Source organism: Hungatella sp. SB206 (assembly GCF_051132295.1).
Classification (GTDB): Bacteria; Bacillota; Clostridia; order Lachnospirales; family Lachnospiraceae; genus Hungatella; species Hungatella effluvii.
Map to the genome: position 1 here is coordinate 2689603 of NZ_CP096603.1, position 13872 is coordinate 2703474.

The 13872-nt window shown below is 47.8% G+C and carries 17 protein-coding genes; 14 read left to right on the forward strand and 3 right to left on the reverse strand.

All coding sequences use genetic code 11. From position 1 onward, the window contains the following. Positions 1 to 141: 141 nt before the first annotated feature. The gene (locus M1L66_RS11715; RefSeq protein ID WP_434689041.1) at positions 142 to 1395 is read right to left on the reverse strand and encodes a transposase; all 1254 of its coding nucleotides are present in this window, start codon (positions 1393 to 1395) and stop codon (positions 142 to 144) included. A 241-nt stretch (positions 1396 to 1636) separates the two neighbouring features. On the opposite strand from M1L66_RS11715, the gene pyrF reads away from it, so the two are divergent. From pyrF to M1L66_RS11755, 8 genes are read left to right on the forward strand one after another with little or no spacing between them, the layout of a single operon-like run. Continuing rightward, on the forward strand, positions 1637 to 2554 hold the full coding sequence (pyrF, locus tag M1L66_RS11720; protein ID WP_187021143.1) for an orotidine-5'-phosphate decarboxylase: 918 nt from the start codon (positions 1637 to 1639) through the stop codon (positions 2552 to 2554). A gap of 8 nt (positions 2555 to 2562) precedes the next feature. Next, positions 2563 to 3339, forward strand: a complete 777-nt coding sequence (locus tag M1L66_RS11725) for a dihydroorotate dehydrogenase electron transfer subunit (RefSeq protein WP_187021141.1) — start codon at positions 2563 to 2565, stop codon at positions 3337 to 3339. Beyond that, a complete protein-coding gene (locus M1L66_RS11730; RefSeq protein ID WP_055655297.1) occupies positions 3339 to 4241 on the forward strand; it encodes a dihydroorotate dehydrogenase in 903 nt (300 codons plus the stop codon). Before M1L66_RS11725 ends, M1L66_RS11730 begins: the two co-directional genes overlap by 1 nt. Positions 4242 to 4268: 27 nt before the next feature. Further along, positions 4269 to 4943 carry an orotate phosphoribosyltransferase gene (gene pyrE / locus M1L66_RS11735; protein ID WP_025529316.1) on the forward strand — a complete coding sequence of 225 codons (675 nt, stop codon included), beginning with the start codon at positions 4269 to 4271 and terminating at the stop codon, positions 4941 to 4943. 12 nt (positions 4944 to 4955) lie between these two features. Continuing rightward, a complete protein-coding gene (locus M1L66_RS11740; RefSeq protein ID WP_002600276.1) occupies positions 4956 to 5105 on the forward strand; it encodes a hypothetical protein in 150 nt (49 codons plus the stop codon). Between the two features lie 10 nt (positions 5106 to 5115). Next, positions 5116 to 5607: a VanZ family protein gene (locus M1L66_RS11745; RefSeq protein WP_002600275.1), complete on the forward strand. Its 492-nt coding sequence runs from the start codon at positions 5116 to 5118 to the stop codon at positions 5605 to 5607. Further along, positions 5576 to 5896, forward strand: coding sequence for a DUF6142 family protein (locus M1L66_RS11750; RefSeq protein ID WP_002600274.1), 321 nt, complete (start codon positions 5576 to 5578; stop codon positions 5894 to 5896). Before M1L66_RS11745 ends, M1L66_RS11750 begins: the two co-directional genes overlap by 32 nt. A 2-nt stretch (positions 5897 to 5898) precedes the next feature. Continuing rightward, positions 5899 to 8007 carry an aminopeptidase gene (locus tag M1L66_RS11755; RefSeq protein WP_434693073.1) on the forward strand — a complete coding sequence of 703 codons (2109 nt, stop codon included), beginning with the start codon at positions 5899 to 5901 and terminating at the stop codon, positions 8005 to 8007. Positions 8008 to 8147: 140 nt separating this feature from the next. Here M1L66_RS11755 and M1L66_RS11760 read toward each other — a convergent pair whose 3' ends face one another. After that, complete coding sequence (locus tag M1L66_RS11760) at positions 8148 to 8636, reverse strand: hypothetical protein (protein ID WP_002600272.1); 489 nt, start codon at positions 8634 to 8636, stop codon at positions 8148 to 8150. Between the two features lie 3 nt (positions 8637 to 8639). Then, the gene (locus tag M1L66_RS11765; RefSeq protein WP_002600271.1) at positions 8640 to 8837 is read right to left on the reverse strand and encodes a helix-turn-helix transcriptional regulator; all 198 of its coding nucleotides are present in this window, start codon (positions 8835 to 8837) and stop codon (positions 8640 to 8642) included. A gap of 273 nt (positions 8838 to 9110) precedes the next feature. Between M1L66_RS11765 and purE the strand changes: the two genes are divergently transcribed. The 6 genes from purE (at position 9111) to M1L66_RS11795 (ending at position 13858) form a co-directional block, all read left to right on the forward strand. Further along, positions 9111 to 9629, forward strand: coding sequence for a 5-(carboxyamino)imidazole ribonucleotide mutase (gene purE, locus M1L66_RS11770; RefSeq protein WP_110324771.1), 519 nt, complete (start codon positions 9111 to 9113; stop codon positions 9627 to 9629). A gap of 134 nt (positions 9630 to 9763) precedes the next feature. Continuing rightward, positions 9764 to 10789, forward strand: coding sequence for a phosphoribosylformylglycinamidine cyclo-ligase (purM, locus tag M1L66_RS11775; RefSeq protein ID WP_187021133.1), 1026 nt, complete (start codon positions 9764 to 9766; stop codon positions 10787 to 10789). Then, positions 10783 to 11382 carry a phosphoribosylglycinamide formyltransferase gene (gene purN / locus M1L66_RS11780; protein WP_434693078.1) on the forward strand — a complete coding sequence of 200 codons (600 nt, stop codon included), beginning with the start codon at positions 10783 to 10785 and terminating at the stop codon, positions 11380 to 11382. Before purM ends, purN begins: the two co-directional genes overlap by 7 nt. 173 nt (positions 11383 to 11555) lie before the next feature. Then, a complete protein-coding gene (gene purD, locus M1L66_RS11785) occupies positions 11556 to 12830 on the forward strand; it encodes a phosphoribosylamine--glycine ligase (protein WP_434694241.1) in 1275 nt (424 codons plus the stop codon). Positions 12831 to 13305: 475 nt separating this feature from the next. Further along, on the forward strand, positions 13306 to 13569 hold the full coding sequence (locus tag M1L66_RS11790) for a type II toxin-antitoxin system prevent-host-death family antitoxin (protein WP_434693080.1): 264 nt from the start codon (positions 13306 to 13308) through the stop codon (positions 13567 to 13569). Further along, entirely contained in the window at positions 13559 to 13858 is a 300-nt protein-coding gene (locus tag M1L66_RS11795; RefSeq protein WP_434693082.1) for a type II toxin-antitoxin system RelE/ParE family toxin, read from the forward strand. The genes M1L66_RS11790 and M1L66_RS11795 overlap by 11 nt, the downstream gene beginning before the upstream one ends. Positions 13859 to 13872 lie beyond the last annotated feature (14 nt).

The window sequence follows — 13872 nt, forward strand, 5'->3', positions numbered from 1 at the left end:
TGTAATTGAAAAATGAATATAGTAATCAAAGGTGCCAATCTGCCGTTTTTTGAAATGCTGGCGAGTGGCAGAATAATGAGTAGAGGCACTTTAACAAGCCCCGCCGGAACCGGACTTTGGGAGATTTATTCTTTTATCTATTTAAGCGGTCAGCTTAAGGCTGAGTTGACGGTATGCAGGACGTTTTGTCCTGAACCAGAGTCTGACGCCCTCTTTTGCATACGACAGTATGCCGGAGATCCCTTTTGCCAGCCGATAATAGCAGAAATGCACTTTTTCTTTCACCGGATCTGCTGTCTTTATAATGGAAACCTTAAGGGCATTCGTCTCTGATTTCATGGTGATCTGTGCAAGGAATGCCATGCATAAGGTAATATAAAAATTTAATGCGTTTATGGCTTTGAGTTTTCTTACCCTGAAATTTTCAAACTGGAACATCTGTTTTTTACACCGGAAATATTCTTCGATCCGCCACCTGGAAAAGTATTGCTTTGCTACAGCGATCACATCCTCTTTTGAACGGATTGGTTTATTTGTGGCAAGCATCATAGGATGCTCTGTGATACCATAAACCAGCACCAGATAAATGTCCTTTCTGGAGGCGGTGATCTGTACCTTCACATGGGAAAGATAAGCTTCGTGTTCTTTTCCTTTATAAAATAGAGGGAGTTTTACTTTTCCTTTCCTACGGTTACGCAGCTCCGTTGCAAAAGTCCATTTATTATGGTAGAGCAGCTTACGTTTGGCAGTAAGGCGTATGACATAGTCCTGTCCCATGGAATCCAGCTTGAGAAACATCTTGTTATCATCATAGCCACGGTCCATGACAAAAGTCGCTTTTCCAAACAGGGAATTGGCCCGCTCCATAGCGGAGAATGTGACATCGTTAATGGAGGTAAAGTTTTTTTCACTGGAAGAATGGATCTCGGAAAAGAGACTAAGCGGATGATTGTTGTTGGTGAGGACCGTGGCTTCGGTAACATGATAGCCCTTTTTATAGAGATTTTTTGTGGCAGTGCTTTCGGAACCATCACGTACCCATCCAAGCGATTCAAATTTGTAACCATCAGGCTTGACAACATCACTGTCGTCGATATGGATAACGGGCTGAGCAGGACACCATTTTTTAACCTGTGTGAGGTAAGCTTTCAGAGCTTCCCCGGGAGTCCCCTTGGCAAGGTGGTGTGAAAGGCGGTCAACAATGTTGATTTTTTTGGAAGTTTCATGGAGCTGGTCAACAATATCCGTAAGCAGGCAGCTTTTGGAAGCGAGGATACCATAATTCATTTCAGCAATAAATTTGCGTTCCGGTTTAGGAAGCTTTCTTGAAAATTTATTTGAAAAAGTTAAAATTTCCCGTTTCATTTGGTAAGTATTTGATGTAAAATAAGCCATAAGGAATCCCCTTTCTTTTTGTTTAGTAAGATTTTTGTTTGGTAGCTTAATTTTACATCAAAAAGGGATAGGATTCCTTATATTTTGGGCATTTTTTTAAAGTTGTGTATAAGTATAAACAGTAATGGTGCTTCTGTGGACAGAACTGCGGAAACTCGAGGAGAAAGACGCTTGAAACAGCCCCTTACTTATGATAGAATTGGTAAGAATAGAGAAAATGTGAGGAACGAAGGAGGAGACTATGATTAATCAGTTGATTCAGAGGATTCAAAAAACAAAGGCACCCATCTGTGTTGGACTGGATCCGATGCTTGGCTATATACCGGAGCATGTGACAAGAAAGGCATTTGATGAGTTTGGTGAGACACTGGAAGGCGCAGCGGAGGCCATCTGGCAGTTTAATAAAGAAATCGTGGACCATGTCTATGACATTATTCCATCTGTAAAGCCTCAGATCGCCATGTATGAGCAGTTTGGGATCGAAGGACTTAAAATATATAAGAGAACCGTCGACTACTGTCAGGAGAAGGGACTTCTCGTGATTGGCGATGCGAAGAGAGGGGATATCGGTTCCACCTCCGCGGCGTATGCCACGGCGCATATCGGCCATGTGAAGGTGGGGAGCAGCGTGCTTACCGGTTTCGGTACCGATTTCCTGACTGTGAATCCATATCTTGGCACCGACGGGGTAAAACCGTTTGTCGATGTCTGCAGGGAGGAGGACAGAGGCCTCTTCGTGCTGGTAAAGACCTCCAATCCTTCCAGCGGTGAATTCCAGGATCAGCTGATCGGCGGCAGACCGCTGTACGAGCTGGTAGCAGACAAGGTAGTGGAATGGGGAGCGGACTGTATGGATGGCGCTTACAGCAATGTCGGAGCCGTAGTGGGTGCGACCTACCCGGAGATGAGCAGAATCTTAAGGAAGCTGATGCCGAATACCTACTTCCTGGTACCGGGATACGGTGCGCAGGGCGGCACTGCCGAGGACTTAAAGTACTGTTTCAATGAAGACGGACTCGGCGCCATCGTCAACTCCTCCAGAGGCATCATCGCCGCCTATAAGCAGGAGAAATACGCGAAGTTTGGCGCGGAGCATTTCGGTGAAGCGTCCAGACAGGCCGTGATCGACATGGTTTCCGACATAAACAGTGTACTGTAGGAGGAATCATGGCGCAGAGAAAAGTAACAGCCTTTGTGGATAGTCAGGAAAGGCTGACAGAAGATGTATACAGTATGTGGATCCGGGAGGAGGAGATGGCTGCCCAGGCAAAGCCGGGTCAGTTTATTTCTGTGTATACAAAGGACGGAGCAAAACTGCTTCCGCGCCCGATCAGCATCTGTGAGACGAATAAAGAAACCGGTATGCTGCGGATCGTATACAGGACCGTCGGAGCGGGAACGGAGGAGTTCTCCCGTTACCAGGCGGGAGATACGGTCGATATCATGGGACCTCTCGGCAACGGATTCCCGCTGGAGGAAGCAGCAGAGGGAAAGACCGCCTTCTTAATCGGCGGCGGAATCGGGATTCCTCCCATGCTGGAGCTGGCGAAGCAGTTAAACTGCAATAAAGAAGTGATTTTAGGATATCGTGATGTCCTGTTTTTAAATGAAGAATTCGCTCCTTACGGGGAAGTGGTTCTTGCGACAGAGGACGGAAGCGCCGGAACAAAGGGCAATGTCATTGATGCCATCAGAGAGCACGGTTTAAAGGCGGACGTAATCTTTGCCTGTGGTCCGACTCCCATGCTGCGCGCGTTAAAGGCCTATGCCGCCGAGGAGAACATCACCTGCTTTCTGTCTCTCGAGGAGAAGATGGCCTGCGGAATCGGCGCATGTCTGGCCTGTGTATGCAAGACAAAAAACGTGGACGAACACTCCCAGGTTCACAATGCGAGAATCTGTAAAGACGGGCCGGTATTTCGGGCAGAGGAGGTAGAACTCTGATGAATATGAAAGTAAACTTAGCCGGTGTGGAGCTGAAAAATCCGGTTATGACGGCTTCCGGTACCTTCGGGTCCGGAGCGGAATACGGCGAGATGGTGGATTTAAACGGTCTGGGCGCAGTAGTGACCAAGGGCGTGGCCAATGTGCCGTGGCCCGGCAATCCGACTCCCAGGATCGCAGAGACGTACGGCGGCATGATCAATGCCATCGGCCTGCAGAATCCGGGAATCGATGTGTTTGCAAAGCGCGATATTCCATTTTTAAAGCAGTATGATACGAAAATTATTGTCAATGTCTGCGGCAGAACCACGGAGGACTACGTGGAAGTGGTGGAACGGCTCGGGGATGAACCGGTGGATATGCTGGAGATCAACATTTCGTGTCCCAATGTAAAGGAGGGCGGCATTGCCTTCGGACAGGATCCGAAAGCGGTGGAGGCCATTACCAGAGAGGTAAAGAAGCATGCGAAGCAGCCGGTCATCATGAAGCTGAGCCCCAACGTGACGGATATCACCGTCATGGCGAAGGCGGCGGAGGCGGGCGGCGCCGATGTGATCTCTTTGATCAATACGCTGACAGGCATGAAGATTGATATAAACCGCAGAACCTTCGCGGTGGCGAATAAGACGGGCGGATTATCCGGTCCGGCTGTGAAGCCGGTGGCGGTCCGCATGGTGTATCAGGCGGCAAATGCTGTGAAGATCCCCATCATCGGCATGGGCGGCATTATGAACGCGGAGGATGCGCTGGAATTTATCCTGGCGGGAGCCACGGCAGTTTCTGTGGGAACGGCCAACTTCCATAATCCGTATGCCACAGCCGGGGTTGTGAGCGGAATCGAAAGCTATATGAAGAAATATAACGTAGAAGATATCAATGATTTAGTCGGAGCCGTACGGTAAGAGGCCGGCGAAAGGAAGGACGATAAGATGGAGCAGTATAAGCAGGAATTTATAGAGTTTATGGTAGACAGCAGCGTGCTGAAGTTTGGAGATTTTACCTTAAAGAGCGGAAGAAAGTCTCCATTTTTTATGAATGCGGGCGCCTATGTGACGGGCGCGCAGTTAAAGAAGCTGGGTGAGTATTATGCGAAAGCGATCCATGATAATTTTGGGGATGATTTCGATGTGCTGTTCGGACCGGCGTACAAGGGAATTCCGTTAAGTGTGGCGACCACCATCGCTTACCATGAATTATACGGGAAAGAGATCCGATACTGTTCGAACCGGAAGGAAGCAAAGGACCACGGGGACGCCGGGATTCTTCTGGGAAGCCCGATTAAGGACGGCGACCGCGTGGTGATCATCGAGGACGTAACCACATCCGGCAAATCGATTGAAGAGACATTTCCTATTATCAAGGCACAGGGCGATGTGACAATTCTTGGCCTGATGGTTTCCTTAAACCGTATGGAGAAGGGAAAAGGAGAGAAGAGCGCTCTCGACGAGATTCATGACAAGTATGGTTTCAACGCAAAAGCTATCGTTACTATGGCAGAAGTAATCGAATATCTGTATAATAAGGAATATAACGGAAAGATTATTATTGATGATACTTTAAAGGCGGCAATTGACGCCTATTATGAAATCTACGGCGTAAAGTAAGGAGAGCTGAATATGGAGAGAGTTTATAAGACCATGAGAAATGCGGGCGCGCTTAACATTGTAATCGGAATCATTATTACAGTAGCAGGCTTAAGCGTTGGAATCATGTCTATCATCAATGGCGCTGTTCTGCTTAAGAGAAAATCCGAGATCACTTTTTAATGGGGCATTTATGATAAAAAATACAACAAAACGACAAAAGCTGGGTTGGGTGATTTTTATCGTTTACCTGATTTTTTTGGCGTACTTCCTGTTCTTCTCCGAGGACTTTGGCCGGGGAAGCCATCTGCAGGAGGAGTACGCCTATAATCTGGTGCCGTTCAAGGAGATCAGACGCTTTATTGTGTACTGGCATGTGGTAGGAATCCGGTCGTTTTTGCTGAATATTGTGGGAAATGTTGTTGGATTTATGCCATTCGGATTTTTTCTTCCGGTTATCAGCCGCAGAAGCCGTCACTGGTATAACACCGTGCTGTTAAGCTTTCTGTTCAGCCTCTGCATCGAGACGGTGCAGCTGGTGTGGAAGGTCGGCAGCTTCGACGTGGACGATATGATACTCAACACCCTTGGCGGTTTACTCGGCTTTGTGTTCTACAAAATTGTACAGACGATAAGAGTGAGGAGGAAGCGGCGTGCAGCAGCAGAAAAAAGTATCCTACATTAGGAAACCATTTGCGAGGAGAAGCTTCATGGCCCTTGGGCTTGCTGTCGCCGCTTTGATTCTTGCGGTCATCGGTGTGGCGAGCTCGGTCATGACGGCAGGGAACGCGGAGCTTAATGTGGCCGCGGTGTGCTTCTGCAGCTTCCTGATTGCCATAGTCTCTCTGATTTATGGGGCGCTTTCTTTTTTCGAAAAGGAAAAGAAGTACATACTGTCCAAAATAGGGATGGCCGTCAGCGGCTTTCTGGTTATTGTATGGGCAGTTCTGATTATCATTGGATTTGGAGGATGACAATGAACGTTTGTGACAGATTCAAAGAAGAAAATGAAAGTGTGATGGAACGGTATCAGCTTTCCATGGAACGGCTCCAGGCCATCCAGAGCGAGGAGACGGTGGAAGAACCGTACCGCTCCTATTTCCGTAAGATGGCATCCTTTATCGGCATGATCGGCGATTATCGGGAAATGGTGGCAGGCGGACTGGCGGAAAACGCGCCGCTTAAGGAGTTAGAGGACTGGAACCACAGGCTTTATGAGGACATTCTTCCGGAGAATTACGAGACCAGCTATGGCAATCCGCAGTACGCTGTTTCCGCTCTGGGAGAAGAGTATGGACAGCTGCTTTCCTACCTTTATAAGGAAATCCGGGGCGATATTATCTTTGCTGCGGAAAACAGGCTGACGGATATCACCATTTTAAATGAAACACTGATTGAGATTTATAATATGTTTGAGGATACGGTCCCTTCCGCCGCCAGTATTAAGGATGTGCTCTACTGGTTTGTCAGTGATTACTGTGACTATACGGTGGCATACCGCATCCGGGAAGGCGTGGATCCCACGCTGACTTTTGCGAAGGACATCATCCTGGACAGCGATTTAAGCGACCTGCGGTATTTATACCGGTTTGGCGATTATATATCCGAATCCGAGCTGTTAGTGGCGCAGTTTATGAATTCACTTCCGGAGGAGACGGTGCGGCTTATGGCGGACACCTATACGGAAGGGTACCGGAAGGGCTTCGAGGTGATGGGGCGCGATCTGTCAAAGAAGAGCGCGGTGCAGATCCGGTATGAGCTGGGCTTTGAGCGTATGGTGAAGGCGGCGATTTTAAACTTCCGTGAGATGGGGCTGGATACGATCCTTTGCCGCTCTGCGGTTTGGTCTGTAAATCAGAAGGCGGGCAAAAAGGTGGGCTATTACGGCAGGCCGGCCAACCGCCAGTATGAGTACGATCACCGCTTCGACGAGGCTATCTACTTAAACAAGGCGTTTACCGACAGGAAGGCTTCCGTTCTGCGGGTGGCCTATGAGCAGTATAAGAAAGAAGCTGCGGCCTACGCGGGTCCTGCTGTGATCGAGACCTTCGGACAGGAGGGCTTCCAGCCGGTCAATAAGCCGGAGACAAACCGCCTGGACGCAAAACAGGAAAAGCTGAGCGCCAGGGCAGCCAATGAGGCGGCTGTGATTACCAACGAATATATGCCGGGTGATGAGACCAGCTTTACAATCATCGCATTTCCGGTTCCGGAGATCGGACGCGACAGCCGCGGCGACTTAAACCCGGAGCGGGCAAGAGAACGTTTCGAGAAGATATTCGAGGAGACTATTGCGATCAATACGCTGGATTATGAAAAGTATAAGACGATCCAGCAGACGATCATCGATGCGCTGGATGAGGCGGATTACGTGGAGGTGAAGGGAAAGGGAGACAACCGGACTGACCTGCGCGTAAGCCTGCATGAACTTGGAGACAGGGAAAAGGAGACGAATTTTGAGAACTGCGTGGCGGATGTCAATATTCCGCTGGGCGAGGTGTTTACGTCGCCGAAGCTCGCCGCGACGAAGGGAACGCTGTTTGTCGGAACGGTGTATATCGGTGACTTCCAGTTTAAGAATCTCTCCATGACGTTTGAAGATGGAATGATAAAAGAGTACTCCTGCGATAACTTTGAGAATCCGGAAGAGGGGAAGGCGCTGGTTAAACAGATGATTCTGAAGAATCACGACACGCTTCCCATGGGAGAATTCGCTATCGGAACGAATACGACGGCGTACGCCATGGCTGGAAAGTATGGGATTCTCGATAAGCTTCCGATTCTGATCGTGGAGAAGATGGGACCGCATTTCGCGGTCGGCGATACGTGTTACAGCTGGGCCGAGGACAGCGCCGTGTATAATCCTAACGGCAAGGAAATTATAGCCAGAGACAACGAGATCTCCATTCTGAGGAAGGAAGATTTATCGAAGGCGTATTTCAGCTGCCATACGGATATCACGATTCCTTATTCCGAGCTGGATACGATCGATGCGGTGCGGGCGGATGGCAGCAGGATTTCAATTATCGCCGACGGAAGATTCGTACTTCCGGGAGTAGAGGAGCTGAATGTTCCACTGGACTGAACATGGAAGAAATTACCGGGCCTGGATTAAAAGAAATGCAGAAAATGGGAGATAAAATCTGCGTTATGAATTTTAGCGCTTAAATAAAAACACAGAATGTGCCGAAGGGTCAGGCCCGACGGCGTATTCTGTGTTTTTTCTTACATTGTTTTCTGCAGTATCATTCGAAAGATAAAAAGGACCAGTACATAGACAGCCAGAATTACCAGGAGTGTCTTAAGTATAATGATACTGATGAAACCGCTGACCAGGATTCCGATGTAAAGTATGAACAGCATGGCGTATCCGGCGTAAGCCCAGCTGCGCAGCCCCAGCATACGGTTCCTCTCGTCCGTTTCATAGATTTCCCGCTCTTTCTTTAAGTCTGGTTTCTTTAAATAACGGACATTTTTGATGATCGTCGCGATGGCGGCGAATAACAGTCCGAATCCAGTTCCCATATAGAAGCCCGGGATGAAGTCATAGTGGTCGGCGGTCATGTACAGCACAGGAATATGGTCGCCTGCCAGGAAGGACAGGGCGATCGTGACTGCGCCCAGCACCAGAAGAAGGCAGCTGGCGATGATTCTGGTCTTGCATCTCTTCTCAAAATTAATCGGATTATCAATAAATAAATTGTTCAGCAACATAGTTTATTCCTCCTCGAATAAGAATATTTCTTCAATGTTCATGTGAAAATATACTGCAATTTTGTGGGCCAGCTGGAGAGAGGCATTATACTTGCCGTTTTCCAGGGAGATGATGGTCTGTCTCGTTACGCCCAGAGCATCCGCCAGTTCTTCCTGCGTGATTCGCGATTGCTTTCTCAACTCCTGTATTCTTGTTTTCACTTACACAACCCTTCCTTTTCTTTTAAAAGTAATGTTCCCTTTACATTTAGAGTATAGCATGCTTTATATTAAAAGTAAAGCGTATTTTACAATTTTTGTAAAGGGAGTTTTACACTATTTTATATACAAGTTTATCCTGGGATTTTCAAGAAAATTATTGACGGGAGCATAAAAAGCTAGTATTATAATTATAAGTAAAGATTGATTTATAAGCTTTATATATTAATATAACTAATGAGAAACATAACCGTTAATAATGAAAGGAGATTTACTATGGCAAAGGCAGCAATTGTTATGGGTAGTGATTCCGATATGCCTGTTATGGCACAGGCCGCGGACGTTCTTGAGAAACTGGGTGTTGATTTTGAAATTACGGTTATTTCGGCTCACAGAGAGCCTGATATATTTTTTGATTACGCGAAGACAGCAGAGGCAAGAGGAGTGAAGGTGATCATCGCGGGAGCCGGCAAGGCGGCTCATCTTCCGGGCATGTGCGCTGCGCTTTTCCCGATGCCGGTTATCGGAATTCCGATGAAGACTTCCGATCTGGGCGGTGTGGACTCCCTCTATTCCATCGTACAGATGCCCTCCGGTATTCCGGTTGCCACAGTTGCGATTAACGGAGGAACAAACGCGGGAATTCTCGCGGCTAAGATTCTTTCTACGTCTGACGAAGCTCTGCTCGGCAGATTAAAGGAGTATTCTGAGAATTTAAAGAACGATGTGGTGAAGAAAGCGGATAAGCTGGATCAGATCGGTTATAAGGAATATCTTGCACAGATGAAGAAATAAGACAGAGTCACTAAGTGCTCATAACGAGCCACTCCACTAAGTTCGTGAAAGACCTCACTAAGTGGAGATGACATGCATCGCACGTAAGCGCCTGAAATACAGGCGCCAAGTGCTCATAGCGAGGAGGAAGAGAAATGGATTACAAGAATGCCGGTGTGGATATTGAGGCTGGATATAAGTCAGTGGAGTTGATGAAGGAACACGTGAAGGGAACCATGAGGCCGGAGGTGTTAGGTGGAATCGGCGGCTTTTCGGGAGCATTTTCCATGAGCGCATTTAAGGATATGGAGAAACCGACTCTGGTTTCCGGCACCGATGGCGTAGGTACGAAGCTGAAGCTTGCATTTCTTATGGATAAGCACAATACCGTGGGTATTGACTGTGTTGCCATGTGTGTCAACGACATTGCCTGCGCAGGCGGAGAACCTTTATTCTTTCTGGATTACATTGCCTGCGGAAAGAATTTTCCGGAAAAGATTGCTGAGATCGTAGGCGGCGTGGCGGACGGCTGCAAACAGGCCGGCGCGGCCTTAATCGGAGGCGAGACGGCCGAGATGCCGGGCTTCTATCCGGAGGATGAGTATGATCTGGCCGGTTTCGCGGTCGGTGTTGTCGATGAAAAGAACCTGATCACAGGGAAAGACTTAAAAGCCGGCGATGTGTTAATCGGCATGGCTTCTTCCGGTGTGCACAGCAATGGCTTCTCTCTCGTTCGTAAGGTATTTGAGATGACAAAGGAGAGCCTTGATACGTATTACGATGAACTGGGCGGAACTTTAGGTGAGACACTGATCGCTCCGACCAAGATTTATGTGAAAGCCTTAAAGAGCGTAAAGGACAGCGGCGTTACGATCAAGGCATGCAGCCACGTGACGGGCGGCGGCTTCTATGAGAACATTCCGCGTATGCTTCCGGACGGTGTCAGAGCAGTCATCAAAAAGGACAGCTACGAGGTACCTGCGATCTTTAAGCTTCTGGCTGATAAGGGCAGTATTGAAGAGGAGATGATGTACAATACCTATAACATGGGTATCGGCATGGTTCTGGCGGTCGATCCTTCTAAAGTTGATACAGCCATGAAGGCCATCCGTGAGGCTGGCGAGATTCCGTATGTAATCGGTTATACGGAGGCAGGAGAAAAGGGAGTGACCTTATGCTGAGAGTCGGCATTCTCGTATCCGGCGGCGGCACGAATCTTCAGGCCATCTTAGACAGGATGGACGACGGCCATCTCACCAATGTAAACGTGGAAGTGGTAATCAGCAACAATCGTAACGCGTATGCGCTGGAACGGGCGAGGAATCATGGAATCAGGGCTGTTGCCATTTCTCCGAAGGAGTTTGAAACCAGAGAGGCGTTTAATGAGGCATTTCTGGCAAAGGTAGATGAGTACAAGCTGGACCTGATCGTGCTGGCCGGTTTCCTCGTAACGATTCCGGAGGCTATGACCAGGAAATATAAGAACCGTATCATTAACATCCATCCATCTCTGATCCCCTCTTTCTGCGGCGTGGGCTATTACGGTTTAAAGGTTCATGAGGCGGCGTTAAAGCGGGGCGTAAAGGTTACCGGAGCAACGGTACATTACGTGGACGAAGGCGTGGACAGCGGCCCCATCCTTTTACAAAAAGCTGTAGAGGTGAAGGAAGGGGATACGCCGGAGATTCTGCAGCGGCGTGTGATGGAAGAGGCGGAGTGGGTTATTCTGCCGCAGGCCATCCAGCTGATTGCAAACAGCCAACCAAATAATTGATATTTGTAAAAGCAGACTTACTTATTCCCGCGGGCAACGAGCCAAACGGACACGCTGGCGCGTCCATTTGGCGACTGCCGCGAGGGTCAAATATCCCGCCGCTCGCGGCGTTGCAAATATGATGCCCCGTTGCTTGCGGCGGGGTTTTTGACTAGAATATCAGGAGGCGGATGATGAAAGTACTGATTGTAGGAAGCGGTGGAAGAGAGCACGCAATTGCGTGGAAGGTGGCAAAGAGCGCCAGGGTGGATAAGATTTACTGTGCTCCGGGCAATGCGGGAATTGCTGAATTTGCGGAATGCGTGCCGATCGGCGCCATGGAGTTCGACAAAATGGCAGCGTTTGCGAAGGAACACCAGGTGGACTTAACTGTGATTGGTATGGATGATCCGCTGGTGGGCGGCATCGTGGACGTATTTGAGAAGGAAGGACTCCGCGTATTTGGACCAAGAAAGAATGCGGCGATTCTGGAAGGCTCTAAGGCATTTTCAAAGGATCTGATGAAGAAATATAAGATTCCGACGGCAGGCTATGAGACCTTTGATACCCCGGAGGCGGCGCTTCTGTATCTGGAAACGGCCGAAATGCCCATTGTATTGAAAGCGGATGGCCTTGCTCTCGGTAAAGGCGTATTAATCTGCAATACAAGGGAAGAGGCGAAGGACGGTGTTAAGACGCTGATGCTGGATAAGCAGTTCGGCTCCGCTGGTGACCGGATCGTGGTGGAGGAGTTTATGACCGGCCGCGAAGTATCCGTGCTGTCTTTTGTGGATGGAGATACCATCAGGATCATGACATCGGCTCAGGACCACAAGCGGGCGAAGAATGGAGACCAGGGGCTTAATACCGGCGGCATGGGAACCTTTTCCCCGAGCCCGTTCTATACGGAAGAGGTGGATGAATTCTGCCGGAAATACGTGTATCAGGCCACTGTGGATGCGATGAAAGCCGAGGGAAGACCGTTTAAGGGAATCATTTTCTTCGGTCTGATGCTTACGGAGAAGGGACCCAAGGTCCTGGAATACAATGCGAGATTCGGGGATCCGGAGACTCAGGTCGTACTGCCGCGTATGAAGAATGATATCGTGGAAGTGTTCGAGGCCTGTGTGGACGGCACGTTGGATCAGATTCAACTGGAGTTTGAGGATAACGCGGCGGTCTGCGTTGTGCTGGCTTCCGACGGGTATCCGGAACACTACGAAAAAGGATATCCGATCAGCGGATTTGAGAATTTTAAGGATCATGATGGATACTACGTGTTCCACGCCGGTACGAAGTTCGACGACGAAGGCAGAATCGTGACCAACGGCGGACGTGTGCTGGGCGTGACGGCAAAGGGGGAGAATCTAAAGCTGGCGCGGGAGAATGCGTATAGGGCGACGGGGTGGATTGAATTTGGGAATAAGTATATGAGGGATGATATTGGGAAGGCGATTGATGAGGTGTAAGCAGTCATTTGGATGACACTTGTGGTATTTGAAAAAAAAGAAGAGTACAACCACAAGATATAGTGGTTTTGAGGCTAAAAATGAGCTAAAATCATGCTCTTTTCGGCTGTGTTTTATGAGGCTGAAAATGGCAAAGTGTGGATGACATACCCCGGTTCGAGGATTTTGAACCGGGGTTTTGCTACGTTTAAAGATGAAATGTGATAACCAAAAAGTTTTGGAAAGTGATGATAACCGGCAAAACTTAGTTTATTTATTGATTTCTTAAGTTGGGGTATAAGGAGGGGCAGTAAAGTAAGATAGCTATACTATGAGATTTATGGGCGGTGGGTGGAAAGGGTTACAAATTGAATTTTTAGTATATTGATTTTATAACATGATTGAGTAAAATAGGAGGTTAGATTTCTTAGTTAAATATAAATTGAAATTTGCACATAATAATGCTATAATTATATGCAAAGAAAGGAGGGATAATATGCCACAGATTATGCCAATAACAGATTTACGGAAAACCAATGAGATTTCAGATATTTGTCATAAAAGTAAAGAGCCAATTTTTGTAACAAAGAATGGGTATGGAGATTTAGTGGTAATGAGTATTGAAACATATGAACGATTAATTTCCGACACACAGATAGATGCTGCCATAACAGAAGCGGAAAATGAAGCAGAAGACGGAGTTGCTCTTATGGATGCCAGAGAAGTGTTGAGTGGACTGAGGAGAAAGTATGCAAAATAAATATACGATAAAAATGCATCATAAAGCCTTTAGGGATTTGGATAGAATTTATCAATATATTTATGAGCAGGTCCCTGAGTATGCGGAGGATCAGATCAATCGACTGGAGGCAGGGATTTTTGCTCTGGAAGAATATCCATATCGCTGTCCAGAACGAAGGACCGGCAGATATGCCAATCGTGGTTACCGTGAACTGGTTGTGGATAATTTTATTATTATCATAAAGATACATGAGCGGAAAAAGGAAGTCGATATTATTACGGTACAGCATGTAAAAAGAAATGTATAGAAGTATCTATTTAT

Coding starts and splice junctions, on each gene's coding strand:
- M1L66_RS11715 (WP_434689041.1), bottom strand. CDS start 1,395: ATGGCTTATTTTACATCAAATACTTACCAAATGAAACGGGAAATTTTA.
- pyrF (WP_187021143.1), top strand. CDS start 1,637: ATGATTAATCAGTTGATTCAGAGGATTCAAAAAACAAAGGCACCCATC.
- M1L66_RS11725 (WP_187021141.1), top strand. CDS start 2,563: ATGGCGCAGAGAAAAGTAACAGCCTTTGTGGATAGTCAGGAAAGGCTG.
- M1L66_RS11730 (WP_055655297.1), top strand. CDS start 3,339: ATGAATATGAAAGTAAACTTAGCCGGTGTGGAGCTGAAAAATCCGGTT.
- pyrE (WP_025529316.1), top strand. CDS start 4,269: ATGGAGCAGTATAAGCAGGAATTTATAGAGTTTATGGTAGACAGCAGC.
- M1L66_RS11740 (WP_002600276.1), top strand. CDS start 4,956: ATGGAGAGAGTTTATAAGACCATGAGAAATGCGGGCGCGCTTAACATT.
- M1L66_RS11745 (WP_002600275.1), top strand. CDS start 5,116: ATGATAAAAAATACAACAAAACGACAAAAGCTGGGTTGGGTGATTTTT.
- M1L66_RS11755 (WP_434693073.1), top strand. CDS start 5,899: ATGAACGTTTGTGACAGATTCAAAGAAGAAAATGAAAGTGTGATGGAA.
- M1L66_RS11760 (WP_002600272.1), bottom strand. CDS start 8,636: ATGTTGCTGAACAATTTATTTATTGATAATCCGATTAATTTTGAGAAG.
- purE (WP_110324771.1), top strand. CDS start 9,111: ATGGCAAAGGCAGCAATTGTTATGGGTAGTGATTCCGATATGCCTGTT.
- purM (WP_187021133.1), top strand. CDS start 9,764: ATGGATTACAAGAATGCCGGTGTGGATATTGAGGCTGGATATAAGTCA.
- purN (WP_434693078.1), top strand. CDS start 10,783: ATGCTGAGAGTCGGCATTCTCGTATCCGGCGGCGGCACGAATCTTCAG.
- purD (WP_434694241.1), top strand. CDS start 11,556: ATGAAAGTACTGATTGTAGGAAGCGGTGGAAGAGAGCACGCAATTGCG.
- M1L66_RS11790 (WP_434693080.1), top strand. CDS start 13,306: ATGCCACAGATTATGCCAATAACAGATTTACGGAAAACCAATGAGATT.
- M1L66_RS11795 (WP_434693082.1), top strand. CDS start 13,559: ATGCAAAATAAATATACGATAAAAATGCATCATAAAGCCTTTAGGGAT.